The sequence below is a fragment of the bacterium genome, assembly GCA_024742285.1.
Lineage (GTDB): Bacteria > Myxococcota_A > UBA9160 > UBA9160 > UBA4427 > UBA4427.
In genome coordinates, this window is the sequence record JANSYR010000003.1 from 291204 (window position 1) to 316961 (window position 25758).

Consider the following 25758-nt stretch of genomic DNA (forward strand, 5'->3'; position numbering starts at 1 on the left):
TCCGGCACCTGGTGTCCCCAGGGAGACGACCGGATTGGGTTGGCTGCAGAAGACGCCGCTCGTGAGCCTGCTCTTCGCCGTCGCGATCGCGGCGGTGCCCTTCTTGCTCGGCGATCCGTCGCCCGGCTCGGGCGCCCGCTTCGACAACGCGCGGGAAGCGGCACGGGACTATTTCGTCCGGAATCCGGTCCTCGACGTAGATGCCCTCGGTGAGCTCGTCCTCGACGCCACCTGGCTCGCGGAGGCTCGCTCGGAGGCCGCCCTCGCCGAAGCCGAGTCCGCGAGCGACGTCCGTCTTCCGCCTCGGCTGCTCGCCCGCTCCCAGGCTCGGCTCGACGGCCTGATCGACGAGGCCTACGTCGCGCGCATGGGCGCCGATCCCGCCTGGCGTCTCGGCGTGCTCGATCAGCAGACGCCGAGCCGGAACTACATCTCGCATGCGTTCGTCCACGGGGCGATGGCGGCGGTCGGGCTGTGCATCGCCGTGCTCCTGTTGGTCGGCGTGCCCCTCGAACGAAGCTGGGGCTCTCCGATCTTCGCGCTCTTCGTGCTCACGTCGATCCCGTTGACCGCACAGGCCTACCGCGTGCTCGACGGCGCGAGTGGCGTGCCGTGGAGCGGCAGCGCAGGCCTCGCCGGCGCGCTCGTCGGAGCCTACTTCATTCGGAGTCTCGGCGGTCAGCTGCCGTTTCCGGGTTGGGTCGTGCTCCCGGTCTGGATCGCGACGGAGTCGTTCGCGGTCCGTGGCCTCTGGATCGACGACCTCGGCGCCGTTCCCTGGGCGACGCTCTGCGCGGCGGTGGGCTTCGGGGCTGCGACGGCAGGCGTCCTGCGACTGCTGAGCGTCGAGGCGCGAATCGACTCGATCTCCAACGAGCGCCGCGGCAAGGGGCCGAACCCGGTCGTCCTTCGCGCCGCGCGTCTGCGCAGCGACGGGGACCCCTATCAGGCCTTCGATCTGATCCAGGCCGCGTGGCGCGAGGATCCCGAGGACAGCGACGTCCGCGAGGCCTTCTTCTCGATCGCCGTCGAGGTCGGACAGCCGGAGGCCGCAGCCGAGGCGATCCTGCCGAGCCTGCGGACGGCGCTTCGCAAGGGCGAGTTCGCCCTCGCGCTCGACTACTGGTACCCCCTCGCGGCGACGCGCTGCGAGGTCTCTCTCGAGCCGACGGCCTTCGTGCGGTTGGGCGAGGCGCTGCTCGACGCGAGTCATCCCGAGGAGGCGCTCTTCTCGCTGCAGGGCGCGATCGACGCCGGCGTGTCCTCCGCCGGTGCGGCGCGGATCGTGAACATCGCTCGTGACCTCGACCCGGAGCTCACCCGCACGGCGGCGCAGCTCGCCCTCGAGGATCCCTCGATCGAAGGCCACCTCCGCGAAGAGCTCGAACGCCTCGTCGCGACGACCGACGCGCCGGGGGCGCCTGCCGCGAGCCCGGCCCCGCCGCCGGCGTCCCGTTCGCAGCTCGATCGTCGGGTGCAGGCCGAGCACCAGACCGTGGAGACGACCGCCTTTCCGCTCGAGCTCGATACCGACGTCGAGCCAGCGCAGACCTCCGATGCCAACGAGGACGCCCTCGCCGCGCAGGCCCTCGATACGGGCGCACTCTCGATGGAGCGTCTCGCTGCGGACGCGGCCGCCGACCCGGAGGCGGCTCCGGTCGACTCCGGCGATGTGCTCTCCCATTGGAACGACCGGTCGGCGATCGATGCCGACGCGCTCGCCGACGTCTCGGGGGTCCTCGAGCCGACGATGAACGAGGACTCGCTCTTCGAGATCGATGATCTCGAGACACCGGAGTCCGGGTTCGATTTCGGTCTCCACAGCGTCGGCGCGGACCAGGTGGATCCGTTGGAGGACGAGACCGACTCGGATCTCACGCCGATGATGGACGCGACCGACGAGCTCACGAGTCCGCTCGCCGGGGACGAAGACACGTCGACCGCCGTCTTCGGCGACGACGCCTCGGCCGCCGCCTCCGATGCCGACGCGAAGACGACGTTCCTCGACGCGACTCCGGCGGTGTCGATCGACGACGACGGCCGGACCGCCTTCTTCGATCCGCAGGCCGAGAGCGACGCGACGCCCGTCGCCCCCGCGACCGGCGACGTCGCGTTCGCCTCGCCGGGCCCCGAGGCCGCGACGACGGTGCTCACTCGCCGCGTGCTCAAGGCCGTCGACGCGGTTCCGGTCGGCGCGAGCGACGTGTGGATCGAGGTCGACGCCGAGGGCCGCGGGAAGACGAAGCTCCCCCTCGACCGGATCGATGCGATCGCCCTCGGTGCGGTCGACGGGCTCGGTCCGCGGCCGGTCCTCGTCATCGACTTCGTGCTCAACTGGACCGGCGACACCCGCGACCCGCTCAAGTCGATCCGGGCGCGCAGCGATCGCTTCGACCCGCTCGCCTTCTCTCCGGGGGCCGCGAATCCCTTCGAAGCGCTCACCACCTGGATCGCGTCCCTCGAGGCGAGAACGGGGGCGACCTGCCTTCCGAACCGGGACGTTCTCGAGGGCCGGTTCGGCCGCTTCGAGGACCTCGCGAGCTACGAACGCGACGTCCTGCTCGCGGAGTCCGCGTCCTAGTCGCTCGCGGTCAACTGCCTTCTTCGGCCTCGACGAAGGCGTTGGTCAGGGACAGCCGCGGCTCCGCCAGGGGCTTCAGACAGCCGTCGTAGAGCCGGCCGCGGACGTGGCTGAACGCGTACTCCTCGATCCCCGGCCCGGTCATCCGACACTTCGTGCTGGCCATGTGCAGCGTGATCACCCGGCGGTGGCGGTCGGTCTCGTTGCCTCCGCTCCGGTGGTAGAGCCGCGTATTGAAGAGCAGGCACTCACCGGGCTGCATCTCGAGGGCGATCGATCGACGATGGACGTCCTCTTCTCCCTCGACGCCCTCGGCGGCGAAGGCGCCGAAGTTGATCCCCTCGCGGGCGCCGTGCTCCTTCACGCCCTCCGTATGGGAACGGGGCACGACTTCGAGGGTGCCGTTCTTCTCGTCGACCGGATCGAGCGGGATCCATACGCCGAGGCAGGAATCCTGTGGCTCGAACATGAAGTAGACCGCGTCCTGGTGGAACGGGTGGACCGACTGGGGAACGCCGAGCGGCTTGTAGATGAACATCAGCAGGAAGGCCATCAGATCCTCGCCGATCAGCGACTCGACGGCGTCGAGGACCTTCGGGAGCGAGAGACACGCGCGGAAGGTCGCGTCGAAGCGGTCCGGGTTGAGGATCTTCCAGACCGCGTGTTCGGGATCCTCGGGCATCGGGAGATGCCCCTTGACGAACGAGATGTCCTTGACGATCCGGTTCGCGGCCTCCGGCGGGACGTCGCCGTGGACGACGTCCCGGGCGCGCGCCAGGAAACGTTCGATCTCGTGGGACTCGAGGACGGGCGGAAGGACGACGTACCCCTCGCGCCAGTAGTGATCGATCTGGTCCTGCGTGAGGCTGCCCATGGTCTTCTCCTGCCCGCGCGTCGCGGAGCGCCCCGCTTCGCCTACCCGCTCGCCGCGCCGTCCGATCCGATCGCCTCGCTCGCGAGGGCGGCGAGCCGCTCGGGAGGGATCGAAAGGAAGAGGCCTTCGGCTTCGGCGGTGAGCGTGTCGCCGGCGTAGACCTGCGCCTCGGTGAAGATCTTCCGGCCCTCTTCGCGCAGCAGCCGGGCTTCGAACCGGAGGTCGACGTGGAGTGGCGTGGGACGGCGGTAGTGCACGGTCAGGCGGCCGGTCATGCCGGGGTTGCCGCCGAGGCTCTGCACGTAGCCGAGCACCTCGTCGAAGGCGGCGGCGATCCAGCCGCCGTGGACGTGACCCGGCGGCCCCTCGTAGGCGGAGCCGAAGGTCGCGGTCGCGCGGGCGGTGAGCTCGCCGGATCGGGCAATCGCCAGCGGCGGCGCGAGCGGGTTGGCGAGACCGATGATCGGGCTCTGGTCGAAGAAGGCGGCCGCATCGCCCGACGTCGCGGCTTCCGGATGGCCCATCGTGCGGACGAGCTTCGGGTGACCCTCGAGACGATCCGCGTAGCGCTCGAGCGCGTCGGCGGCGCTGGCGAGCTCGTCTTCCGGCGCGTCGGAGAGCACCATGTGCTCGATCACGCGGCGCAGGGCATCGGCCAGGCGCCGCTTCTGCCGCCAGACCGTCGGATTCGGAACCGCCTCGGGGTCGTAGTAGGTGCGATCCCCGTCGATCGGGTCGTGCTCGGCCATGAGATGCGCTCCGTTCAGCCGAAGATCGCCGGGTCGAGGTCGACGCCGATCGGGCAGTGGTCGGAGCCCTGGGTGTCGGGCTCGATGAAGGCGTTGCGCACGAAGGGCATCGCCGACGGCGAGGCGAGGACGTAGTCGATCCGCCAGCCGATGTTCTTCGCGCGGACGCCGAAGCGCTGACTCCACCAGGAGTAGTGGCCGGGTCCGTCCTCGAAGGCGCGGAAGGTGTCGATCCAGCCGGCGTCGATCCAGCGGTCGAGCTCTTCGCATTCCACCGGGAGGAATCCCGAGGTCTTGCGGTTGTCCTTCGGCCGGGCGAGGTCGATTTCCTTGTGGGCCGTGTTGTAGTCGCCCATGACGAGGACTCGGTAGCCCCCGCGCCGCCATTTCTCGACCTTCTCGAAGAGGGCGCGATACCAGTCGAGCTTGTAGGGCACGCGGTCGTTGCTTCGGTCCTTGCCTGATCCGTTCGGGAAGTAGCCGTTCGCGACCACGAGGCGGCCGAAGCGCGCGACCTGGAGCCGTCCCTCCGCGTCGAAGCGGTCTTCGCCGAGGCTCGTGTCGAGGCGGTCGGGCTTGCGCCGGGAGAGGAGGCCGACCCCGGAGTAGCCCTTCTTCTCGGCAGCGACGTAGTGGTGCTGGTAGTCGTCGAGGGCGAGGATCTCGTCGGGGATTGCCGTCGTGTCGGCGCGGACTTCCTGCAGGCCGATGATCTCCGCCCGGGAGTCGCGCACCCAGACGTCGAGGCCCTTCTTCGTCGCGGCGCGAATGCCGTTCACGTTCCAGGAATAGACCCGGACGTCGTCCTTGCTCTTCTTCGGGGGTGTCTTCATTCGGGCGGCCACGTTCAGCTCTCGTCGGACAAATAGGTATAGCCGTTCAGGCCCTGGTCGTAGCGCTTCCGGAGGAGGGCCGAATCCTCGAGGGAGATCCGGCCGTCGCGCAACGCCCGCTCGATCGTGCGGCGAACCCGCTCGGAGAGGGCACGCTTGTCGTACTGGACGTAGGAGAGGACATCGGTCACCGCGTCGCCCTCGACGAAGTGCTCGACTTCGTAGCCGTCTTCGCCGTCGAGGCGGACGTGGACGGCGTCGGTGTCCCCGAAGAGGTTGTGCAGATCGCCCAGGATCTCCTGATAGGCGCCGACCAGGAAGACGGCGAGGAAGTAGGGCGCGCCGTTCCAGGCGTGGAGCCGCAGCGTCGGCTGTTCCTCGTGCTCGCCGATGAAACGGTCGAGTCGACCGTCGGAGTCGCAGGTCAGGTCGACGATCGTCCCGTTCCGCGCGGGCTCTTCGTCCAGCCGATGGATCGGCATGACCGGGAAGACCTGCTTGACCGCCCAGGCGTCCGGAGCGGATTGGAAGATCGAGAAGTTTCCGAAATAGGTGTCGGTCAGGAGCTCGTTCAGGTCCTCGAACCCCTCGGGCGTCTCGCCGAGCTGCGAGAGGATCTCTCCGATCCGGCGGCAGCCCGTATGGAAGAGCGTCTCGGACTTCGCGCGGCCGCGCAGGTCGAGGTAGCCGAGGGAGAAGAGCGAAGCGGCTTCGTCGCGTCCGTGGAGCAGATCGTGGTAGCACTCGGAGAGGGTCTCCGGCGCGATCGTATCGACGGCCTCTTTGAGCGAGTGCAGGACGGCGTGGTCGTCCTCTTCACAGGTCGGTGGCTTCGCCGGGCTCTGGTCCCGGTTCACGCCAATCACGTCGAAGACCAGCACCGAGTGGTGGGCGACCATCGCGCGGCCCGACTCGGTGATGAGGTCCGGCTCGGAGATGCCGGCGTCGGCGCAGGCCTGGCTGGCGGCGAAGACGATGTCGTTCGCGTATTCCTGGGTCGAGTAGTTCATGGACGACGGGTCGTCGGTCCCGCCGCCGATGTAGTCGACGCCGAGGCCACCGCCCACGTCGAGCAGGTGGAGCGACTCGGCACCGAGTCGGTGGAGCCCGACGTAGATCCTCATCGCCTCGCGGAGCGCGTCCTTGTGGGCGCGGATCGACGTGATCTGGCTCCCGATGTGGAAGTGGAGCAGCCGGACGCAGTCCAGCATGTCCTCGGCGCGCAGGCGCTCCACCGCCCGCACCAGCTCGTCGGCAGACAGCCCGAACTTCGAGCGCTCGCCGCTCGACTCGACCCAACGACCGGCGCCGACGGTCGACAGCCGCGCCCGCAGTCCGATCTGGGGCCGGATCCCGAGGCTCGCGGCGGCCTTCACGATCAGGTCGATCTCGTTGTACCGGTCGACCACGATCACCGGGTTGCGGCCGAGGCGCTGGGCGAGGAGCGCGGTCTCGACGTAGGCGCGGTCCTTGTAGCCGTTGCAGACGAGCAGCGCGTCCTGCGTGTCGAGCAGCGCCAGGGCGATCAGCAGCTCCGGCTTGCTGCCTGCTTCGAGACCGACACCGAAGGGCGCGCCGAACTCGACGACCTCCTCGACCACGTGGGCCTGCTGGTTGACCTTGATCGGATAGACCCCGCGCCAGCGCCCGGCGTAGGCGTTTTCCGCGATCGCCTCCGAGAAGCAGCCGGCCAGGTGCTCGATCCGCGCCGCGAGGATGTCCGAGAAGCGGATCAGCATGGGACGACGCAGGCCGCGACGCTCGAGCTCGCCGACGAGATGAGGCAGGTCGATCGAGCGCGACGGCTCGCTGCTCGACGCGTTCATCCCGGTCTCCGTTCCACGCGGATGCACGCGGAGGTCTCCGTCGGGAGAGACGGAGAAGAAGCCGTCGCCCCAGTCGGCGATCCGATAGAGATCGGCGCTCTGTTTCGGGGTCCATTCGGACATGGCGACTCCGGCGGTGGACGGCCGCGGGACGGGAAGAGAGGAAAGGGAGGAGGAGGGCGAGCACGCTGGAGGCGCCGCCGCCGGATTCTACATGCCCGCTTTTCGCGTGTACAGGAGTCGAGACCGTCGCCTAGAGCGGCTCTTCGTGCTCTTCCTTGGCGGCGAGGTTCCGCACCTTCACGACGCCGCGGGCGCGCTCGTCGTCGCCGATCAGGAAGACACGCTCGGCGCCGGCCTTGTCCGCATCGCCCAGTACGCGCTTGAGCTTGCTCTGGCCGAGGCAGAGCTCGACCCGACGTCCCTCCGCTCGGAGCCGGGAGGCGACGCCGATCGCGGCGGGCTTCTCTGCCGGTCCGAAGGCGTAGACGACGTCCTGCACATCCCGCGCGAGATCCGGCCAGAGGCCTTCGTCCGCCAGGAGCTCTGCGATCACCGCATCGCCGAATCCGAAGCCGACGGCGGGGACGGGCTTGCCGCCGAGCGTCTCGGCCAGGCGGTCGTAGCGGCCGCCTCCCGCGATCGCGCGCAGCTCGCCCGCCGTATCGAAGGCCTCGAAGACGACGCCCGTGTAGTAGGCGAGGCCGCGGACGACGCTGGCGTCGAAGGGAACATGGTCCGCGATGCCGTAGGCGTCGAGCAGGTCGTAGAGCTTGCGCAGGTCCGCGATCGCCTGCGAGTCGTCGACGGTGAACTTCGCGGCCTCGTCGAGGGAGCGGGCCGACAGCATCTCGATCACGGTCTCGGCCTCGCCCTCGGAGAGCCCGACCTTGCCTTCGGGATCGCAGAGCTGCTCCGTCACCGCCTCGGCCCCGATCTTGTCGATCTTGTCGATCACGACACAGAGCGGTTCGAAGACGTCGGGTCGATCCGCGAGCACGCCTGCGCGCAGCGATTCCTCGAGGAGGGCGCGACTGTTGAGGCGGACGCCCACCTTTCCCCGCGCGAGGCCGAGCCCGTCGAGCGCGTGGAACATCGCCGAGAGCAGCTCCGCCTCCGCCTCGACGCCGGGCTCTCCCCAGACGTCCATGTTCCACTGGAAGTGCTCGCGCCGACGGCCGCGGGTCATGCGTTCGTAGCGCCAGTTCTGCGTAACCGTGAACCAGCGGATCGGGAAGCGCATCGCGCCCTGGCGCGCGATCACCATCCGCGCGATCGACGGCGTCATCTACGCGCGCAGCGCGAGCTCCCGGTCGTGGAGCGTGAAGTGGTAGAGCTGGTCGACGATCTCCTCCCCGGCCTTCCGTCGGAAGAGGTCGAGATGCTCGACCATGGGCGCGTCGACCTCCTCGAAGCCGAACGCATGGGCCGACCGTCGGAACTGGTCGAAGAGCCAGTTCCGACGCCGCATGTCTTCGGGGTAGAAGTCCCGCGTGCCCCGAGGGGCCTTGAGTCCGTCGCCGCCTTTGCCCTTTGCCACGGGCCGCCTTTCGTCTTTCGGGGGCGGATCGCCGACGCCCGGTCGGGGCGGCGATCCCGCGCCGGCCGAATCGGCCGGGATTTCGCGAATCAGGGGATACCACGCTCAGGCCACGATGCGCAGCGTCCGACTCGTTGGGAGGCGATTTCGCTCCCGCGAAGCGGATAGGCGGACCGCCCGCCGTCGGCTCCCCCGGCGGGAGCGGGACTGCTACAAAGCGCCGGGAACGGGCCCGTGGGCCCACCGGTCGACCCGCCCGACGGCGGTCATCCAAACGAGGGATCTGGAACCATGATTTCGATGCTCGCGAAGACTGCGCTCCGAGGGCGCCCCGACAGGCTCGTCCTGACCCTCGCCCTGACGGTTCTCGCCATCGGGGTTCTGGCGTGCGGCGACGACGGCGCGCCCGGCGCCTCCCAGAAGACCGAGCCCGCCCAGGCCGCCGCGGCGCCGACCCCGGCGCCCGAGAAGAAGAAGTCGACCCGCCCGGAGACGCCCGCGGACATCCAGAACGGTCTCGTGCTCGCGCTCTCCGCGTTCCCGGAAGGCTCTTCCGATCCGCTCCCCGCGGAGCTCGAGTTCATCGTCCGCAAGGGCGGCGAGTGGGTCGTCACCCGGATGACCGACGAGGCGAGCAACGTCTTCCACAAGGCGATGGCCTACGAGACCCCCGCCGGCGAGACGAAGCTCCTGACCGGCGCCGGCGAGAAGGCGCTGCTCAAGCTCTGGACGAAGCAGCCGGACGGGGCCTTCTACTCCGAGACGATCTGGGAGAAGGACTTCGGCGGACAGTTCTCGCGCATGCGCGACATCGAGGTCGGCGACATCGACGGCAACGGCACGAACGTGATGGCCGTCGCGACCCACGACCAGGGCGTCGTCGCGGTCGTGCGGCCGACCGCCGACGGCTACGCGGTCGAGGAGCTCGACGTCGAGAAGGACACCTTCGTGCACGAGGTGGAGCTCGGGGACGTCGACGGCGACGGGGCGATGGAGATCTACGCCACGCCCTCCGAGCCGAACAAGCTCGACGGCTCGCACCAGTCGGGCCAGGTCGTGCGCTACGTCCCGAGCAAGGGCGAGGGCCGCGTCGTCGTGGCGGATCTCGGCGATCGCCACGCGAAGGAGATCCTCGTCCACGACATCGACGGCAACGGCAAGGACGAGCTCTACGTGATCGTCGAGGGGCAGGTCGATCCGGAGACGAAGCGCATGAGCCACCGGACCGAGGTCTGGCGCTACGAGGCCGATACGCCGGCGGACCAGGGCGTCGTGATCGCCGAGCTCGACGATCGACTGGGACGCTTCCTGACGCCCGCGGACCTCGATGGCGACGGGAAGAAGGAGATCGTGGCGGCCCTCTTCGCGAAGGGCGTCTGGTGGCTGCGGCCCGGTGACGACCCGACGAAGCCCTGGCGCAAGAAGGCGATCGATCGCCGCTCCTCGAGCTTCGAGCACGCGACGATCGCGCTCGACCTCGACGAGGACGGCCAGCAGGAGCTCTACGTCGCCGGAGACAACCAGGGCGAGATCCGGCGCTACGTCTGGAACGGCCGCCGGCTCGTCAAGGAAGTGATCTACGAGCGGAACGACCCGCGCTCGATCCTGACCTGGAACATCATGCCGATCCCGGCGGAGCTGGCGCTCGAGTAGGCGGCGACGCCGACGTCAGGCGTCCATCCGAGCGAGGGCCAGCATCGCGTTCGTCGCGATCTCGATGCACTGACCCATGTTCGCGTCGAGGTCGATCTCCGAGGGGCCGGGCCAGGGGGCTTTGTCCGAGACGACGCAGATCGCGCCCGCGCGGATCCCGAAGAGTCCCGCGAGGGTCAGCAGGATCCCGGCCTCCATTTCGCAGTTGAGGATGCGGGCCTGCTGCATGTCGCGGATGCGTGCGCCGAGAGGGGACGGCCAGTAGCCGTCGACGCTCATGCTGAGGAGCGTGTCGTCCGGACCCGCGACGGCGTTGCGCGCGTAGAACGCGTCGAGGGACCAGGTCACGCCGGTGCGCACGCGCGCGTTCGTCGCGCTCGCCGCCGCGACGAGCGCGCCGACGACGTCCCAGCTCGCGACCGCCGGATACTCCGGCACGACGTAGGTCTTGCTCGTGCCGTCGTCGCGCACGCAGCCGGTCGTGATCGCGAGGTCGCCGACCTCGAGGGCCGGGTCGAGGCCGCCGGAGTTCCCGATCCGGACGATCGTCTTCACGCCGAGCTTGATCATCTCTTCGAGCAGGACGGCGGTGCCAGGGGCCCCGATGCCGTGCGAGGCGACCGAGAGCGGGATCCCATCCTTCGATCCGGTCACGACCATGTACTCGCGCACCTGCGCCACGACGCGCTTGTCGTCCCAGTCGGCGGAGATGCGCTCGACCCGGGCGGGGTCGCCGCAGACGAAGGCGTGGGGGGCGAGTTCACCGGGACGCAGGCCGGTGATCGGTTGGGCGTCGCTCAAGACGGACTCCTTCGGGTGCGCAGGGGACGCGCGGCGGGGGCAGGAAAGCGGTTTTCGCGGGGGCGTGCCAGACTCCCGGCCCGCGCGCCCCGCGCCCTTCCGGGAGACGCGACATGCTCCGCCTCGAGACCGATCGCCTGATCCTCCGCCCCTTCGCGCCGACCGACTTCGACGCGGTCCACGCCTACGGGAGCGATCCCGAAGTCACGCGCTACACGAGCTTCGGTCCGAACACCGAAGAGGAGACCCGCGGCTTTCTCGAGACGTGCGTCGACGGCATGGCCCTCGCCGCTGCGACTTCGCCGGAGACGCACGTCGAGACCGGCTCCCTCGACTGGGCGATCGTGCTCCGTGACGGCGACTCGTTGATCGGGGGGTGCGGCTTGCGCGGCGGGCTGCCCGGAAGCGGCGAGCTCGAGACCGGCTACGTGCTGAATCGTGGCTATTGGAGGCGGGGCTTCGGGCGCGAAGCGGTCGAGGCCCTGAGGGACTTCGCGTTCGGTCCCTTGGCGGCCCGCCGGGTCTTCGCGCGGATCTTCCCCGCCAACGCCGGGTCGATCGCCCTGATCGAGTCCCTTGGATTCGTGCGGGAAGGGGTGCGGCGGCGGGACTTCTTCGTGCGTGGGGCATGGGAGGACGCGGCGGTCTACGCGCAGCTCGCCGACGATCCGCGATAGACTCCCGGACGAGCGATTCCCCCTGCGTTCCCGGGGATCGCCTCGCCCCTGGAGGTGTCATGCCCCGCCGATCGATCGGAGGCCCGCTCACGATCGGGATCGTCTCGATGGTCCTGGTGCTCGCCCTCGGCGTGGGCTGGCAGATCCTCGTCTGGCGGGACGAGCCCGGCGCCGAGACGGGCATGTCGACCTTCGACCTCGTGCTCTTCGGTTTCGGCACGCTCTTCTTCCTGATGGTCTTCGCGGGCCTGGTCTGGTTGAGCGTGAAGCTCGTCCTCGAGATGCGACTCAACCAGTCCCAGCGCGCGTTCATCGACGCCGTCACGCACGAGTTGAAGACGCCCCTCGCGTCCTTCCGGCTCGGGCTCGAGACCCTCGATCGGCACGAGCTGAAGCCGGAGAAGCGGGCGGAGTTCCTGGGACGAATGGGCGAGGACCTCGATCGCCTCGAGTACACGGTGACCCAGGTGCTGGCGGCCGCCCGGGCGGAGGAAGGGGCGGTCAAGACGGCCGATCGCCCGAGCGTCGATCTGCGCGAAGTCCTCGGAGCGAACGTGCGGGAGCTCCGGGAACGACACGATCTCGATGCCGACGCCGTTCGCCTGGACCCGTCCCGGACGCTTCGGGTGCGCGGTGACGAAGCCGAGCTGGGCGTCATCTTCCGCAACCTGCTCGAGAATGCGGTGAAGTACTCGGACGACCCGATCTGCATCCGCGTCGGGATCATCGAAGTCCCGGACGGCCGCGTGCGCGTCGAGATCTCCGACCAGGGGATCGGCATCCCGAAGCAGGAGCTCGGCCGGATCTTCAACCGGTTCTACCGGGCGGGCCGCGACGTCCAACGACAGGTCTCGGGGCTGGGCCTGGGTCTCTTCGTCGTTCGCACGCTGCTTCGCAAGCACGGCGGCGGGATCGTCGCGCTCTCGGAAGGGGCAGGGCGCGGGAGCCGTTTCGTCGTGACCCTGAGGCCCGCCTGATGGCCGCGGGGCCGGAGTCGAAGGGTCTCGCGGCACGGATCCTCGTCGTCGAGGACGAGGCGCACATCGCCGACGGGTTGCGCTTCAACCTCGAGGAGGAGGGCTATTCGGTCGAGGTCGCGACGGACGGGCGGACCGCCGTCGAGCGGATCTCCGATGGCGAAGCCCCGCGTCTCGACCTCGTGATCCTCGACCTGATGCTGCCCGAGCTCTCCGGCTTCGAGGTCGCGCGCCGGACCCGTGCGTCGGGCAACTACGTCGCGATCCTGATGCTGACCGCGAAAGACGACGGCGCCGACGTCGTCCGCGGCCTCGAGGAAGGAGCGGACGACTACCTGACGAAGCCCTTCCGACTCGAGGAGCTGCTCGCGCGGGTCCGCGGTCTCCTCCGACGCCGACGTTGGGACGGGGCGTTCGAGCGCACGGATCCGAGCGCCGAGGTCCAGGTCGGCAAGAGCGTGATCCACTTCGACCGCTTCGCGATCGAAACGCCCGACGAGACGGTCACGCTCACCACCCGCGAAGCCGGGTTGTTGCGCGCGCTCGTGGACCGCGAAGGCGAGACGGTCACGCGGGGTGAGCTGCTCGAGCAGGTCTGGGGATTGCGCCCCGACACCAAGACGCGTGTGATCGACAGCTTCGTCGTCCGTCTCCGAAAGTATCTCGAACGCGACCCGAGTGAGCCGGAACACATCGTCTCCGTCCGCGGACGCGGCTATCGATTCGATCGTTAGGACCGATCGCAACGGTTCGTCTCTGTCAAGTGCTCATTGCGGATCAATCGTCCACGACGCGATGAGAACGACGCACGAGTGACGCGTGTTTTTCGCTTGTGGAGAGTGGCGGGATCGTGCCAACTTCTCCCCATGAGTTCGTTGCGCATGCATGTCCAGCCGGTCCTCGGCGAGCCGACGCTGATGATGGCGTTCGAAGGTTGGAACGACGCGTGCGAGTCGGCTTCGTCGGCGGTCCGTTTCGTCGATGCCCATCTTCGCGGCGTGCCCCTCGCGGACATCGACCCCGACGACTACTACGACTTCACGGTCCGACGTCCGCAGGTTCACTACGCGACCGGACACTCCGGCCCGATCTCCTGGCCGTCGAGCGAGTTCCGCTACGGCGTGACCGAAGACGGACTCGAGCTGATCACCGGCCTCGGCGTCGAACCGCACATGCGCTGGCGCAGCTACTGCGAGTCGATCGTCGAGCTCGCCGTCGACATGGGCGTCCAGCGCTGTCTCCTGCTGGGCGCGTATCTCGCCGACGTCGTCTACTCCCAGCCCGTCACGGTCTCGGGCTTCGCCAGCGACGCCTCGCTCCTCGAGCGCTTCGAGGTCGAGCCGACCAGCTACGAGGGGCCGACCGGGATCGTCGGTGTGCTCGCGAACGCGCTGATCGAAGAGGGCGTCGAAGTGCTCTCCCTCTGGGCCGGACTCCCCCACTACATCACCGCGACCCCGAACCCGCGCGGTGCCCTCGCGCTCCTGCGCAAGGTCTCGCAGTACCTCGAGGTCCCCTTCGATCTCCAGAAGATGCGGGAGGACGCCCTCCGCTTCGAAGAGGACGTCTCGCGCGTCGTCGCCTCCGACGAAGAGCTCTCCGACTACGTCAAGGAGCTGAAGCGGCGCGAGTTCGCCCAATAGTCGCTCGTCTCGAACGCGGCCTTTCGGATGCCGTGCCGGGGCTGGGCCGGCGCGCGCTCCGATCCTCACTTTCTCTCGGCCTGTCGGCGGGGGGCGTGATCGTTCGGGCGTGGTGCACCAGGCCTCGCGGTTTTTTTGCGGTCTGAGCGCGCGCCGGCCGAGCCTCGGGCGGGGTGCTCGAGGGGCCACGTCCGAGCTCGCTCGGGTCGGTTGCGACTGCCGTGCTTGTTAGGCGGGGCTGCGCGGCGCGGCGTCCGATCGAAATCGTGCGAGCGCACCACGTGCGCCTCTACGCACATCGTCCCGAGCGGCCGGGGCGGCGGGCGCCTGGACCGCAATAAAACCGCGAGGCGCGATGCACGGCCTCCAGTGCATCATGCGGTCCGCCGGCGCGCCGAGGGAAAGTGAGGATCCAGCCGCCCGCCGACCCGGCCGCCTGGCACGGCCTGCGAACGCGCGCGTCAGCCGAGTTCGATACTTTCGCCGATGAGCATGATCGGGATGCTGTCGTCGACGATGTAGAGGACGCGGCCGTCTTCGCGCAGCAGGCCTTCCTCGATCACCGTCTCGACCTTCGCGCCGCCGCGGTTGCGCAGGCGCCCCGCTTCGATCTCGGCGTTGAGCGGCGCGAGGACCGCGGCCTCGGCGCGGGCCACGGGCTGGCGCGTCTCGGGGCAGCAGAGGATGTCGAGGAGTTGGTCGTCGATCGGCATGGGGGAATCCTAGCGGGCGTTCGGCCCGGTCGTCGTCCACGCGCGACGCATGGCCGCGGACGGCATTCGTGTCCGCAGGAGAGGCCGTCGCGATGGACGTCGCCACGCGTCTCGGCGTGACGAAGCCACTCTATCGCAACATCGCGGACGGATAGTCGAGGATGCGGCGGGCCACGATCAGCTGGTTGATCTGCTGGGTGCCCTCGTAGATGTCGTTGATCTTCGCGTCGCGCATCCACTTCTCGACCAGCAGCTTCTTCGAGTAGCCGACCGGGCCGAGGAGTTGGACCGCCTTCTGGGTGATCTTCGTGACCGCGAGGCCGGCCTTCGCCTTGGCCATCGAGGCCTCGAGGTTGTTGGGCTTGCCGGAGTTCATCATCCACGCGGCGCGCCAGGTGAGCAGTCGGGCCGCGCGGAGCTCCGCCTCCATCTCGATCACGTCCCGCTCGATCGCGGTCAGCTCCCGCGGCGGTGCGTCGTAGCGGATCTCGACACCCTGTCGTTCGAGCTCTTCCTTGAGGAAGTCGAGGGCGGCGCGGCCGATGCCCGTCGCCATCGCGGCGACGATCGGGCGGCTCGCGTCGAAGGTCGCCATCGCGCCCTTGAAGCCCTTGTCTTTGGGGTTGGCGCCCGACTTCTTCGGATCCTTCTTCTTGACCTCGCTCGAGCCGAGCAGGTTCTCTGCCGGGACGCGGCAGTCCTCGAAGCGGAGCGTGGCGGTGTCCGAGGCCCGGATGCCGAGCTTCTTCTCACAGCCGATCAGCTCCATGCCCGGGGTGTTCGCCGGCACGACGAAGGACTTGATGCCGCCACGGCCAGCGCTCTTGTCGATCGTGGCCCAGACGACGACGAAGCCGCCGTCGACGGTCGCGGCGCCTTCGCCCGCCGTGCAGAAGATCTTGGTGCCGTTGAGGACGTACTCCCCGGTCGCCTCGTCGTAGTCGGCGGTCGTCTCGATCGCGGCGGAGTCGGAGCCGGCGTTCGGCTCGGTGATGGCCATCGCGCCCCAGATCGGATGCCCCCCCTCCTCGCGGAACGCGTTCATGAACTTGCTGCGCTGCTCCTTGGTTCCGGCGGCGGAGACGGCGGAGCCGCCGAGGGCCGGCGTCGGCATCCGCAGGTAGAGCCCGGCGTCGCCCCAGCAGAGCTCTTCCGCCTGCAGGCAGACGGTCACGAAGCCGTCGTTCTGGAAGGCGCCCTTGTCCTGCGGCCCCTTGCGCCCCTCGCTCCACCAGTAGTCGACCCACTCGGTCGGGAGCGTGTGCTCCTCGAGGTCGTATTTTCGGGAGATCGGGCGCATCTGCTCTCGCGCGATCTTGTTGTAGTGCTCGAGGGAGATCTGCGAGCCGGCGCTGAGTTCGAAGTCGATCGGCATTTCGGACTCCATGTCGCGAGACAGCACGGCGAGAAACTTCGCCGAGCGCCCGCAGGCGAGTATTAGACCAGGGCGAGGGTTTCGAAGCTGGCGAGGCCAGCGAGGTTGCGGAGGTGGAGCTCCGGGAGGTAGTCGCGGATGTAGCCGTGACCGCCGAAGACCTGGACCGCGCCATCGGCGACGCGAAGACCGATCCGCATCATCTGATCCTGCGCGAGGCGGGCGAGGCGGCCCGAGGGCTCGCCTCGATCGAGGGCGTCGGCCGCTTCCCAGATCAGCAGGCGGGCGCCGTCGATCTCGATCGCCATGTCCGCGAGCATGAAGGCGATCGCCTGCCGGGTGGCGATCGGCTGTCCGAAGGTCTCGCGCTGCTTCGCGTAGTCCCGGGAGACCTCGAAGGCCGCGCGTGCCGTTCCGAGCGCGGCGGCGGCGACGGCAATCCGGCCGCGATCGATCAGGCCCCGGATCGCCGCGTCGTCAGCGGCCAGGCGAGCGCTCTCCGGAACGCGGACGCCGGCGAGGGTGAGCTCGGCGGTCGGGAGGCCGTTCAGGCCCATGTTCATCTCGGCCTCGGCCGACAGGCCCGCCGCGTCGAGCGGTACGACGAAGGCCGCGAGGGAGTCGTTTTCCCCTGCAATCACGACGACTTGACTCGTTCCCTCGAGCCAGGGGACCTGGCACTTCACGCCGTCCAGGACGATCTCGCCGCCGTCCGCCTTCGCCGTCGTGTGGGGGTGAAAAACATCGAAATCGAAGCGGGGCTCGACGATGGCGAGGGATCCCGGGACGAATCGATCCCCGACCAGCGAAGGCAGGAGCTCGTTCTGCAGGGATTCGGACCCGAAATCGGCGATCGGGAGGCCCGAGAGGCCGGGCGAGAGGATTGCCAGGGCCGTCGCCATGTCGCCCCAGCCGAGCTCCTCGGCGATCAGCGCGCCGGTCAGCGCGGAGCGCTCGCCGCCGCCGCCGACGGATTCGGGCAGGGCGTTGGCGACGAGACCGAGCTCGTGGGCGGCGTCGAGGACGGCCGTATCAGGGGTACCGCGCTCGTCGGCCTCGCGACACCGGGGGCGGATCTCGTTCTCGGCGAACTGGCGGACGGTCTCGATGATGAGGGCCTGCTCTTCGCTGGGCTCGAAGTCGATCATGGGGAACTCCGGGTGGGCGGGGAGAGGCCGTTCGCAGGCCTCGGTGGGGCGACCGAGCCTATCGGATCGGGTGGGGGATCGCCCCGCCGGTCGAGGACCGCGGGTCGGTCCGGCTTGCCGTTCGCGCGCCGGGATTCGACGCCCGCCGACCTGGCCGCATCGTGCGAACGCGTTCGCCCAAACTCCGGTTGCGAGCGCGGTCGGTCGAGCGCGCGATCGGGGGCTTCGTCGGACGGGGGATCTCCCCGGACGGCACTCCGGACTGCGCCTGCAACCATTCGCTGCGCGCTCCTTCCAGGGGTGCCACGGATACTCCGCCGCGACCGCTTGACGCTGATTTCCGCCCGTTGTAACCACGGGCGCGTTCTCTGAAAAGTCCGCGTTTCGACTGCAGTTCGGTCATGTTCCACCGCCTCTTCCGTCTCCCGCCGCGCCCGATCGGGGCCACCGGTCGGGGAGGAGCGGGCGGCCTCGGTGCGTGTCCGGACAACCCTGAGCACTCCTAGGAAACCGTTTGTTGCACGCGGGGCTGCGTCGCCCGACCGATTCTCTCGGCCGACTCGACGCGACTCGAAACGACCCCCGCAACGACGGATCTCAGAAGGCCCCTACTCCATATGTCTGATACACACTCGTCGAACGAGCAGACCGGAGCAGCGCGACGGCGCTCGCTCGTGATCGGTGCGCTCTCGGCCCTCGCTGCGGCCGTGTTCGTGTTCTGGTCCGGCTGGCCGACGCCCACCGACGGCGCGGCCAACGCTGCCGGTGGCGGTGACGTGCTGATCGCCACCAGCGTCTGCGAGGCCCACCTTCTCCGGTCTCGCAAGGAAGACGATCCGAGCCTCGAGATCGAGATCCCGGCGGAGTACGACAAGCAGTGGCCCTCCGCCTCCGCCTGTCAGTCCGCAGTCGACGCCTGGGACCCGACGGCCGAAGGGCCGATGCAGCCGATCCCGTTCAGCCACAAGCACCACGCGGGCGAGTTCCAGATCGAGTGCCTCTACTGCCATGCCGGGACCGACAAGTCCCAGGCCGCCGGCGTTCCCTCCGTCGAGCTCTGCATGGGCTGCCATTCGCAGTTCCCGGCCGAGTACGACCAGATCGAGGGCATCCGGATCCTCAAGGAGCACTGGAAGCAGAAGAAGCCGGTCGAGTGGGTGCAGATCCATCGCCTCCCCGAACACGTGCAGTTCCGGCACAACCGCCACATCCAGGCGGGCGTCGACTGTCAGAACTGTCACGGCGACGTCGCTTCCTACGACAAGCTCCCGCTCGTCGAGGACTCGCACATCGGATACCTGGTGCCGGTCGCGAAGCTCGAGATGGGCTGGTGCATCAACTGCCATCGACAGAACAACCAGCAGGCGTCCCAGGACTGCCTGAAGTGCCACTACTAACGAGAGGTCTCGAGGAATCCCATGTCCGAGCTCGATCGTCGTGACTTCCTGAAGGTCGTCGGTCTATCAACCGGCGCTGCAGCTACGATTGCCTGTGACCCCCCGGATAAGCTGGTCCCCTATGTGATCCAGCCCGAGGCGATCACGCCCGGGATCGCCACCGACTACGCCTCCACCTGCCAGGAGTGCCCCGTCGGCTGCGGTCTTCACGTCAAGACCCGTGAAGGCCGCCCGATCAAGGTGGAAGGCAACCCCGACCATCCGATCAACCGCGGCGCGCTCTGTGCCCGCGGTCAGGCGGGCTTCTCTCGCGCCTATCACCCGGACCGGATCGAAGGCCCGATGACCCGCGGAAGCGACGGCTCCGCCCAGCCGATCAGTTGGGAAGACGCGACGGCCAAGGTCGCGGCGAAGCTCGGCGGCTCTGCCGGCAAGACCTGGATCCTCGGCGGTCCGGTCGGTCCCTCGCTCACCGGTGTGATCGATCAGTTCGCGGCCGCTGCGGGTCTCGCGGGACATCTCACCTACGACAACTTCGGAACCCAGGCGCTGGTCGAAGCGAGCGAGCAGGTCTTCGGGGCCTCCGCCGCGCCGATCTTCGACCTCTCCGAGGCCGACCTCGTCGTGGACTTCGGCGCCGACTTCCTCGACACGACCGTCGAGCTCGAAGCGCAGTGGACGAAGGCCCGGGACGTCAACACGCACAAGGACGGCGGTGCTCGTCTGATCGCGATCTCGCCGCGGCAGAATCTGACGGCCTCGAACGCGGACCACTGGGTCGCCGCGGCGCCGGGCAGCGAAGGTGTTCTCGCCCTCGCGCTCGCGAAGGCCGTCGCCAGGAAGAAGGGGGCTTCGGTCGCTGCGGTGAGCGGCGCCGACATCGGTGGCGCGGTCTCGGCGGCGGGCATCAGCCAGGGCGTCTTCGACGAGATGGTCGAGAAGCTCGCGAGCGCGAGCCACGCGGTCGCGCTTCCGCCGGGCGTCGCGGCGTCGACCTCGGCCGGCGCGGGCAACGCGGCGGCGGTTCTCCTGCTCAACTCGGTCCTCGGTGCCGTCGGCTCGCAGCTGACCTACCCCGCCGAGGATGCGCCGAAGCGCGCGAGCCTGGCCGACATCATCGGCCTGGTCGAGCAGATGAACGCGGGCAACGTCGACTGCCTCCTCATCCACGACCTGAACCCGGTCTTCTCGCTTCCCGCTTCGATCGGCTTCAAGGAAGCGCTGTCGAAGGTGGACCTCGTCGTCTCCTTCGCGCAGCTGATCGACGAGACCACCGAGGTGGCCGGTCTGCTCATGCCCGACAACGCGGCGGTCGAGAGCTGGGGCGACTCGAGCCCGCGACCGGGTGTCCGCGGGATCGTGCAGCCGACGCTGCGCCCGCTCCACGACACGCGACAGCTCGGCGACTCGATCCTCGCGATCGGTCGCGCCATGGGCGGCGGCGTCGCCTCGCAGCTGCCCGAGGGCAGCTTCAAGAGCGTGCTCGAGTCGAACTGGTCCGGCAGCAGCTGGCGCCAGGCCCTCGCCCGGGGCGGCGAGTTCGGCGCGACCCCGAAGCGCACCGTGTCGGTCGCCGGAAGCGCGGGCAACGTCCGCCCCTCTGCCCCGAAGCTCGCCGGTTCCGGCAGCTACACGCTGGTCGCGTTCCCGCACTCCTATTACGGCGACGGCGCCGGCGCGGCCCTGCCGTGGATGCAGGAGATCCCGGACCCGGTCACCAAGCTTTCCTGGAACAGCTGGGCCGAGATCTCGCAGAGCAAGGCCGACGAGCTCGGCGTCGTGTTCGGTGACGTGATCTCGGTCGAGACCCCCAGCGGCTCGGTGGAGCTCTCGGTCTACCCGCGCGGCGGTATCCGCGACGACGTCGTCGCGATCCCGATCGGCCAGGGCCACACGGTCGGCCACTACGCCTCCCATGCGGGCGACGCCTCCCACGAGGGCGCGACCGCGAAGGACGCGATGCAGCGCGGCGTGAACGTCGCCGATCTGCTCCCGGCGGCGAGCGACGAGGCCGGCGGCCAGGCCTACCTGTCGACGACGGCGAACGTCGCCAAGACGGGACGCTTCCGACGCCTGGCCCTCTCGCAGTGGACCGACAACCAGCGGGGACGCGGTCTCGCGCCGGAGGTCAGCCTCTACGACCTCGCGAAGGGCGGCGGTATGGCGCACTTCGCGGCGGCCGCGAGTGCCGAAGGCGACCACGGCGAAGACGGCGGCGATCACGGTGACGGCGGTGGTCACCACTTCGAAGGCCCGCCCTTCGAGTTCGAACGCGGCTACGACGCCGATCCCGACCAGCCCTACCGCTGGGGCATGACGATCGACAACGACAAGTGCACCGGTTGCGGCGCCTGCATCGCCGCCTGCTACATCGAGAACAACGTCTCGATCGTGGGCGAAGAGATGGCCATCAAGCATCGCGAGATGACCTGGCTCCGGATCGAGCGCTACGTCGGCGACGGTGAGGTCGACTTCAACGACGGTGCCGAGCGCCGGCCCACGCCCGACGGCGAGAAGCTCGGTGAGAACGAGGTGCGGCACCTGCCGATGCTCTGCCAGCACTGTGGCGCGGCACCCTGCGAGGCGGTCTGCCCGGTCATCGCGACCTACCACACCGACGAGGGAATCAACGGCATGGTGTACAACCGCTGTGTCGGCACCCGGTACTGCGGCAACAACTGCACCTACAAGGTCCGTCGCTTCAACTACTTCGACTACGGCAACAAGAACTGGCCCGGCCTTCTCGGCCTGATGCTCAATCCGGACGTCACCGTCCGCGGCCAGGGCGTCATGGAGAAGTGCTCGTTCTGTGTCCAGCGGATCGAGACCGCGCGCCAGCCCGCCAAGGACGAGGGGCGCCCGATCGGGGACGGTGAAGTCCTCACGGCGTGCCAGCAGACCTGCGCAAGCCAGGCCATCACGTTCGGCAACGTGCGTGACGATCAGAGCGCGGCCGTACAGCTCGTGAAGCAAAGCGAAGACCGGGCGTACCACGCGCTCCAGATCCTCAACACCCGCTCCGCCGTGACCTACCTCGCGCAGGTCCGACGGGACGAGAACGGAGGCCACTGATATGGCACCGCCTCCCGCGTCTGCAGTCGCCGACTCGATGACGGCCCCGGCTGCACCCAGGGATTCACAGACCAACGTCGACATCATGGCGGTCACGAAGGGCTTTCACTGGCCCTGGCTGATCGCCCTGATCTTCGCCGTCTCCGGAGTCGGGTTGGCTGCCGGCACGCTGGCCTACCAGACCTACGTGGGTCTCGGAATCGCCGGCTACCAGGCGCCGGTCTTCTGGGGCGTCTACATCATCACGTTCGTCTTCTGGATCGGCATCGGCCACGCCGGCACGCTGATCTCGGCGATCCTCTTCCTCTTCCGGGCGAAGTGGCGGAACGCGATCAACCGCGGCGCCGAGGCGATGACGGTCTTCGCCGTCCTCACCGCGGCGCTCTTCCCGCTGATCCACATCGGGCGCCTCTGGAAGTTCTACTTCCTCCTGCCCTACCCGAACCAGCGCTACCTCTGGGTCAACTTCAAGAGCCCGCTCCTCTGGGACGTGTTCGCGGTCAACACCTACCTGACGATCTCGCTCTTGTTCTTTCTGGTCGGATTGATCCCCGACATCGCGATCGCCCGCGACCGCGCCGTCGGATGGAAGAAGGCGGTCTACACGGTTCTCGCCGGTGGCTGGCAGGGCACGGGCAAGCAGTGGAAGGCGCACAATCGGACCGTCCTTCACCTGTCCGGCATCGCGACCCCGCTGGTCCTCTCGGTCCACTCGATCGTTTCCTGGGACTTCGCCATGTCGATCGTCCCGGGCTGGCACGCCACGATCTTCGCGCCCTACTTCGTCGCGGGCGCGATCTTCGGCGGCTTCGCCATGGTGATCAACGTGATGATCCCGGTCCGCCGGATCTTCAAGCTCGAGCGGTACATCACCGACTACCACTTCGAGAACATGTCGCGGTTCATCCTCTTCACGAGTCTGATCTGCGGCTACGCCTACGGCGCCGAATACTTCATCGCCTGGTACTCGGGCGTCGAGTTCGAGCAGACCTCGTTCTGGCTGCGCGCCTTCGGTCCCTACTGGTTCTCGACCTGGTGCATGATCATCTTCAACGTCGTCATGCCCCAGCTCCTGTGGATCAAGAAGCTCCGGACGAACCTGCCCTTCCTGTTCATCCTCTGCTTCTTCATCAACCTGGGCATGTGGTTCGAGCGGTACGTGATCATCATCACCTCGCTCTCCCGCGAGTACGTGCCGGCGGCCTGGGGTCTCTACATCCCCAGCACCACCGAGCTGATCGTCCTCACGGGCAGCTTCTGCTGGTTCAGCATGTTCTTCCTCCTGTTCCTGAAGATGTTCCCGATCATCGCCATCGCCGAGGTCAAGGAACTCGACATCCACGCGAAGGAGCACCACTGAGATGCCGACTCTCGTGAGCGTCTATGACCTGGTGTCGGATACGTCGAACGCCGTGCGGAGCCTCAAGGCCCGCGGCTTCGACGAGCTGACGACCTACTCGCCGGCTCCCTTCGACGAGCTCGAAGAAGCGGAAGACCCGACGCCCTCCAAGGTGCGGATCTTCACCCTGCTCGGCGGCCTGGTCGGCGTCGTGACCGGCTTCGGCATCCAGATCTGGATGTCGATGGACTGGCCGATCAAGATCGCGGGCAAGAACTTCGCGGCGATCCCGCCCATGTGGATCATCGGCTTCGAGCTGACGATTCTCTTCGGCGGCGTCCTGACCGTGCTGGCGCTCTTCGCGCTCGGCGGTCTCTATCCCCGCCCGCTCGACAAGCACTACAGCCCCCGCTTCTCCGCCGAGGAGTTCGGCGTCGTCGTCGAATGCGCGGAGCGGGACGTGGCCGAGGTCGAAGCCGTCATGCGCGGCAACGGTGCGAAGGAGGTTTCTCTTCATGCGTAGCCGCAGGCGCCTCATGCGTAGCCGCAGCCGCTCCACGCGTAGCCGCAGGCGCTCCATGCGTAGTGCGACCGCGACCCACTCCCTTTCGCAGCCCATCCGCGGCAGCCACACGACGGAACGTCGTGTGATGATGGGCGTGATGTGCTTCTTCTTCCTGACGCAGGTCGGGTGCTGGGAGCAGGTCTCGAAGGAATGGTTCGAGCAGATGAAGTGGCAGCCGGCCGTCCAGGCGTTCGAGCTGAACCAGTACGACCACCAGATCCAGATCACGAATCTGAGCCCGCCCGACGGGACGGTCCCGATCGGCTGGGGCAGCGTGCCGGACCTCGCTTCGATGTCGCTCTCCGAGCAGGACGCGGTCCCGAACCCGAACGCGGCGACCTTCGAGTCCCTCGCGCGCGGCAAGGAGTACTTCGACGTCAACTGCGCGACCTGTCACGGCCCGACCGGCGGTGGCAACGGTCCGATCGCGGCGCCGAACGGTCCGATCCAGGGCGTGCTGCCGATCGGTCCCGGTTCGCCGCTGGGCTTCAGCCTCGCGCCGGGCCTCACTGATGGCCACATCTACACCACGATCTCCCTCGGCCGCGGCCGCATGCCGAGCTACCGCCGGATTCCGCCGGAAGCACGCTGGGACGTCGTGAACTACATCCGCGACCTCAACGGTCAGGGAGGTTGATCGTGAGCGCTGTTGCAACCGCAGCCGAGCGCGCCAATCCGGGCGCTCTTCCCAAGCCGCTCTTCCAGGCCTGCCTCGCCGCCGTCGTGGTCGGCATCGTCTCCCTGATCGGGGGCGTTGCGTCGGATCCGCAGACGGCCTGGCTGTCCTTCCATGCCAACTTCATCTTCTTCACGATGTTGTCCTGTGGCGGCCTCGTGCTGACCGCGATCTACTCGATCGTCGGCGCGCACTGGCCGGGGCCCTATCGCCGCTTCGCGGAGAGCCTCGCCGCCTTCATTCCGGTCGCCTTCGTGCTCGGATGCGTCGGCTACTTCGGCGGCGAGTACATCTTCGACTGGCAGGCGAACGGCGCCATGCACGGCAAGGAAGGCTGGCTGTCGAAGGGTCGCTTCTACGGCACGGACCTGGGTCTGCTGGCGATCATGTCCTTCCTCTCGGTCGCGATGCTCAAGGCCTCGTCCCGCCCGAACCTGCGCAACCTCGCGGAGAACGGCGAAGGCTTCGCCAAGCGCATGGCGGAGAGCTGGACCGCCGGCTGGAAGGGAGACGAAGAGGAGCGTGAGGCGTCGAAGAAGAAGACCGCCTTCATCGCCCCCTTCATCGGCCTCGTCTACGGCATCGGCTTCGCCTTCTTCGCCTTCGATCAGGTCATGTCGATGGAGCAGGCGTGGTTCTCGAACCTCTTCGGCAACTTCGTGTGCTGGGGCGGAATCCTCTCCGCCGTCGCCGCGTGCGCCGTGTCGGGCCTCCTCTCGAAGGACCTGCCCGGCTTCGAGGGCGAGATCACCGAGAGCCGGATGCACGACATCGGCAAGATGATGTTCGCGTTCTCGATCTTCTGGTTCTACCTCTTCTGGGCGCAGTACCTGGTCATCTACTACGGCAACCTGCCGGAAGAGACCTACTACCTGCGGGATCGCCTCGGCGACCAGTTCCTGATCGACAAGGGCTACTCCGCGGCGGCGTTCGCGAAGAGCTGGACGAACTGGGACTTCTCCTGGGCGCGCTTCCAGACCGGCTACGGCTGGATGGCGATGGCGACCTGGGCCTGCAACTGGGTCCTGCCCTTCTTCGTCCTCCTCGGGCAGCGCCCGAAGAAGACCCCGTGGATCGCGGGTCCGATCGCCGGTCTGCTGCTCTTCGGCCTCTGGCTCGAGCGCAACTTGCTCGTCTGGCCCTCGGTCGTGAAGGGCGACATGACGGCGCCCTTCGGCCTGATCCAGTTCGGGATCGCCGCCGGCTTCATCGGCGCGTTCCTGGCGGTGGTGCTCTACTACAGCCGGGTCTTCCCGACGGTCGCGGTCGCGGTGAAGGAAGACTAGTCCTTCGGTCGCGGGCCCACGCCGAGTGGGCCG

Annotated in this window: 21 protein-coding genes and 1 pseudogene; 12 read left to right on the plus strand and 10 right to left on the minus strand. The window is 68.3% G+C overall.

Annotated elements, in window-relative coordinates; translation table 11 throughout:
- Positions 1–34: 34 nt before the first annotated feature.
- On the plus strand, positions 35–2581 hold the full coding sequence (locus NXI30_07795) for a rhomboid family intramembrane serine protease (GenBank protein MCR9094104.1): 2547 nt from the start codon (positions 35–37) through the stop codon (positions 2579–2581).
- Positions 2582–2591: 10 nt separating this feature from the next.
- Here NXI30_07795 and NXI30_07800 read toward each other — a convergent pair whose 3' ends face one another.
- From NXI30_07800 to NXI30_07825, 6 genes and pseudogenes are all read right to left on the minus strand, one after another.
- On the minus strand, positions 2592–3455 hold the full coding sequence (locus tag NXI30_07800) for a phytanoyl-CoA dioxygenase family protein (GenBank protein MCR9094105.1): 864 nt from the start codon (positions 3453–3455) through the stop codon (positions 2592–2594).
- 41 nt (positions 3456–3496) lie between these two features.
- Positions 3497–4204 (minus strand): PaaI family thioesterase, encoded by a 708-nt coding sequence (locus NXI30_07805; GenBank protein ID MCR9094106.1) that lies wholly within the window; start codon positions 4202–4204, stop codon positions 3497–3499.
- A 14-nt stretch (positions 4205–4218) separates the two neighbouring features.
- Positions 4219–5037, minus strand: coding sequence for an exodeoxyribonuclease III (locus NXI30_07810; GenBank protein ID MCR9094107.1), 819 nt, complete (start codon positions 5035–5037; stop codon positions 4219–4221).
- A gap of 14 nt (positions 5038–5051) precedes the next feature.
- Positions 5052–6986, minus strand: a complete 1935-nt coding sequence (gene speA, locus NXI30_07815) for a biosynthetic arginine decarboxylase (protein ID MCR9094108.1) — start codon at positions 6984–6986, stop codon at positions 5052–5054.
- A 130-nt stretch (positions 6987–7116) separates the two neighbouring features.
- Positions 7117–7419, minus strand: a complete 303-nt coding sequence (locus NXI30_07820) for a His/Gly/Thr/Pro-type tRNA ligase C-terminal domain-containing protein (GenBank protein MCR9094109.1) — start codon at positions 7417–7419, stop codon at positions 7117–7119.
- A gap of 24 nt (positions 7420–7443) precedes the next feature.
- A pseudogene (locus tag NXI30_07825) lies at positions 7444–8403 on the minus strand (ATP phosphoribosyltransferase regulatory subunit).
- Between the two features lie 291 nt (positions 8404–8694).
- Between NXI30_07825 and NXI30_07830 the strand changes: the two are divergent.
- A complete protein-coding gene (locus tag NXI30_07830) occupies positions 8695–10056 on the plus strand; it encodes a VCBS repeat-containing protein (protein ID MCR9094110.1) in 1362 nt (453 codons plus the stop codon).
- Positions 10057–10071: 15 nt separating this feature from the next.
- On the opposite strand, the gene NXI30_07835 is transcribed toward NXI30_07830, so the two are convergent.
- The gene (locus NXI30_07835) at positions 10072–10857 is read right to left on the minus strand and encodes a nucleoside phosphorylase (GenBank protein MCR9094111.1); all 786 of its coding nucleotides are present in this window, start codon (positions 10855–10857) and stop codon (positions 10072–10074) included.
- Between the two features lie 113 nt (positions 10858–10970).
- Here NXI30_07835 and NXI30_07840 point away from each other — a divergent pair, with 113 nt between their 5' ends.
- The 4 genes from NXI30_07840 (at position 10971) to NXI30_07855 (ending at position 14154) form a co-directional block, all read left to right on the plus strand.
- On the plus strand, positions 10971–11534 hold the full coding sequence (locus tag NXI30_07840) for a GNAT family N-acetyltransferase (GenBank protein MCR9094112.1): 564 nt from the start codon (positions 10971–10973) through the stop codon (positions 11532–11534).
- A gap of 59 nt (positions 11535–11593) precedes the next feature.
- Entirely contained in the window at positions 11594–12511 is a 918-nt protein-coding gene (locus tag NXI30_07845) for a HAMP domain-containing histidine kinase (GenBank protein ID MCR9094113.1), read from the plus strand.
- Positions 12511–13245 (plus strand): response regulator transcription factor, encoded by a 735-nt coding sequence (locus tag NXI30_07850; protein ID MCR9094114.1) that lies wholly within the window; start codon positions 12511–12513, stop codon positions 13243–13245. Before NXI30_07845 ends, NXI30_07850 begins: the two co-directional genes overlap by 1 nt.
- 132 nt (positions 13246–13377) lie before the next feature.
- Entirely contained in the window at positions 13378–14154 is a 777-nt protein-coding gene (locus NXI30_07855; protein ID MCR9094115.1) for a PAC2 family protein, read from the plus strand.
- 461 nt (positions 14155–14615) lie between these two features.
- On the opposite strand, the gene NXI30_07860 is transcribed toward NXI30_07855, so the two are convergent.
- The 3 genes from NXI30_07860 to NXI30_07870 all read right to left on the minus strand — a co-directional run bounded on the left by NXI30_07860 (position 14616) and on the right by NXI30_07870 (position 17390).
- Complete coding sequence (locus NXI30_07860) at positions 14616–14867, minus strand: hypothetical protein (protein MCR9094116.1); 252 nt, start codon at positions 14865–14867, stop codon at positions 14616–14618.
- Positions 14868–14997: 130 nt separating this feature from the next.
- Entirely contained in the window at positions 14998–16242 is a 1245-nt protein-coding gene (locus NXI30_07865) for an acyl-CoA dehydrogenase family protein (GenBank protein MCR9094117.1), read from the minus strand.
- A gap of 62 nt (positions 16243–16304) precedes the next feature.
- Positions 16305–17390 carry an acyl-CoA dehydrogenase family protein gene (locus NXI30_07870; protein MCR9094118.1) on the minus strand — a complete coding sequence of 362 codons (1086 nt, stop codon included), beginning with the start codon at positions 17388–17390 and terminating at the stop codon, positions 16305–16307.
- Positions 17391–18007: 617 nt separating this feature from the next.
- Here NXI30_07870 and NXI30_07875 point away from each other — a divergent pair.
- The 6 genes from NXI30_07875 to NXI30_07900 are packed head-to-tail and all read left to right on the plus strand — an operon-like array spanning position 18008 to position 25725.
- A complete protein-coding gene (locus NXI30_07875) occupies positions 18008–18787 on the plus strand; it encodes a cytochrome c family protein (protein ID MCR9094119.1) in 780 nt (259 codons plus the stop codon).
- Positions 18788–18808: 21 nt separating this feature from the next.
- Positions 18809–21859: a 4Fe-4S dicluster domain-containing protein gene (locus NXI30_07880; protein ID MCR9094120.1), complete on the plus strand. Its 3051-nt coding sequence runs from the start codon at positions 18809–18811 to the stop codon at positions 21857–21859.
- Position 21860: 1 nt separating this feature from the next.
- A complete protein-coding gene (gene nrfD / locus NXI30_07885) occupies positions 21861–23219 on the plus strand; it encodes a polysulfide reductase NrfD (GenBank protein ID MCR9094121.1) in 1359 nt (452 codons plus the stop codon).
- A 1-nt stretch (position 23220) separates the two neighbouring features.
- The gene (locus tag NXI30_07890; protein MCR9094122.1) at positions 23221–23721 is read left to right on the plus strand and encodes a DUF3341 domain-containing protein; all 501 of its coding nucleotides are present in this window, start codon (positions 23221–23223) and stop codon (positions 23719–23721) included.
- A 55-nt stretch (positions 23722–23776) separates the two neighbouring features.
- Positions 23777–24400, plus strand: a complete 624-nt coding sequence (locus NXI30_07895) for a cytochrome c (protein ID MCR9094123.1) — start codon at positions 23777–23779, stop codon at positions 24398–24400.
- Between the two features lie 2 nt (positions 24401–24402).
- Complete coding sequence (locus tag NXI30_07900) at positions 24403–25725, plus strand: hypothetical protein (protein MCR9094124.1); 1323 nt, start codon at positions 24403–24405, stop codon at positions 25723–25725.
- The last annotated feature ends 33 nt before the right edge of the window (positions 25726–25758 follow it).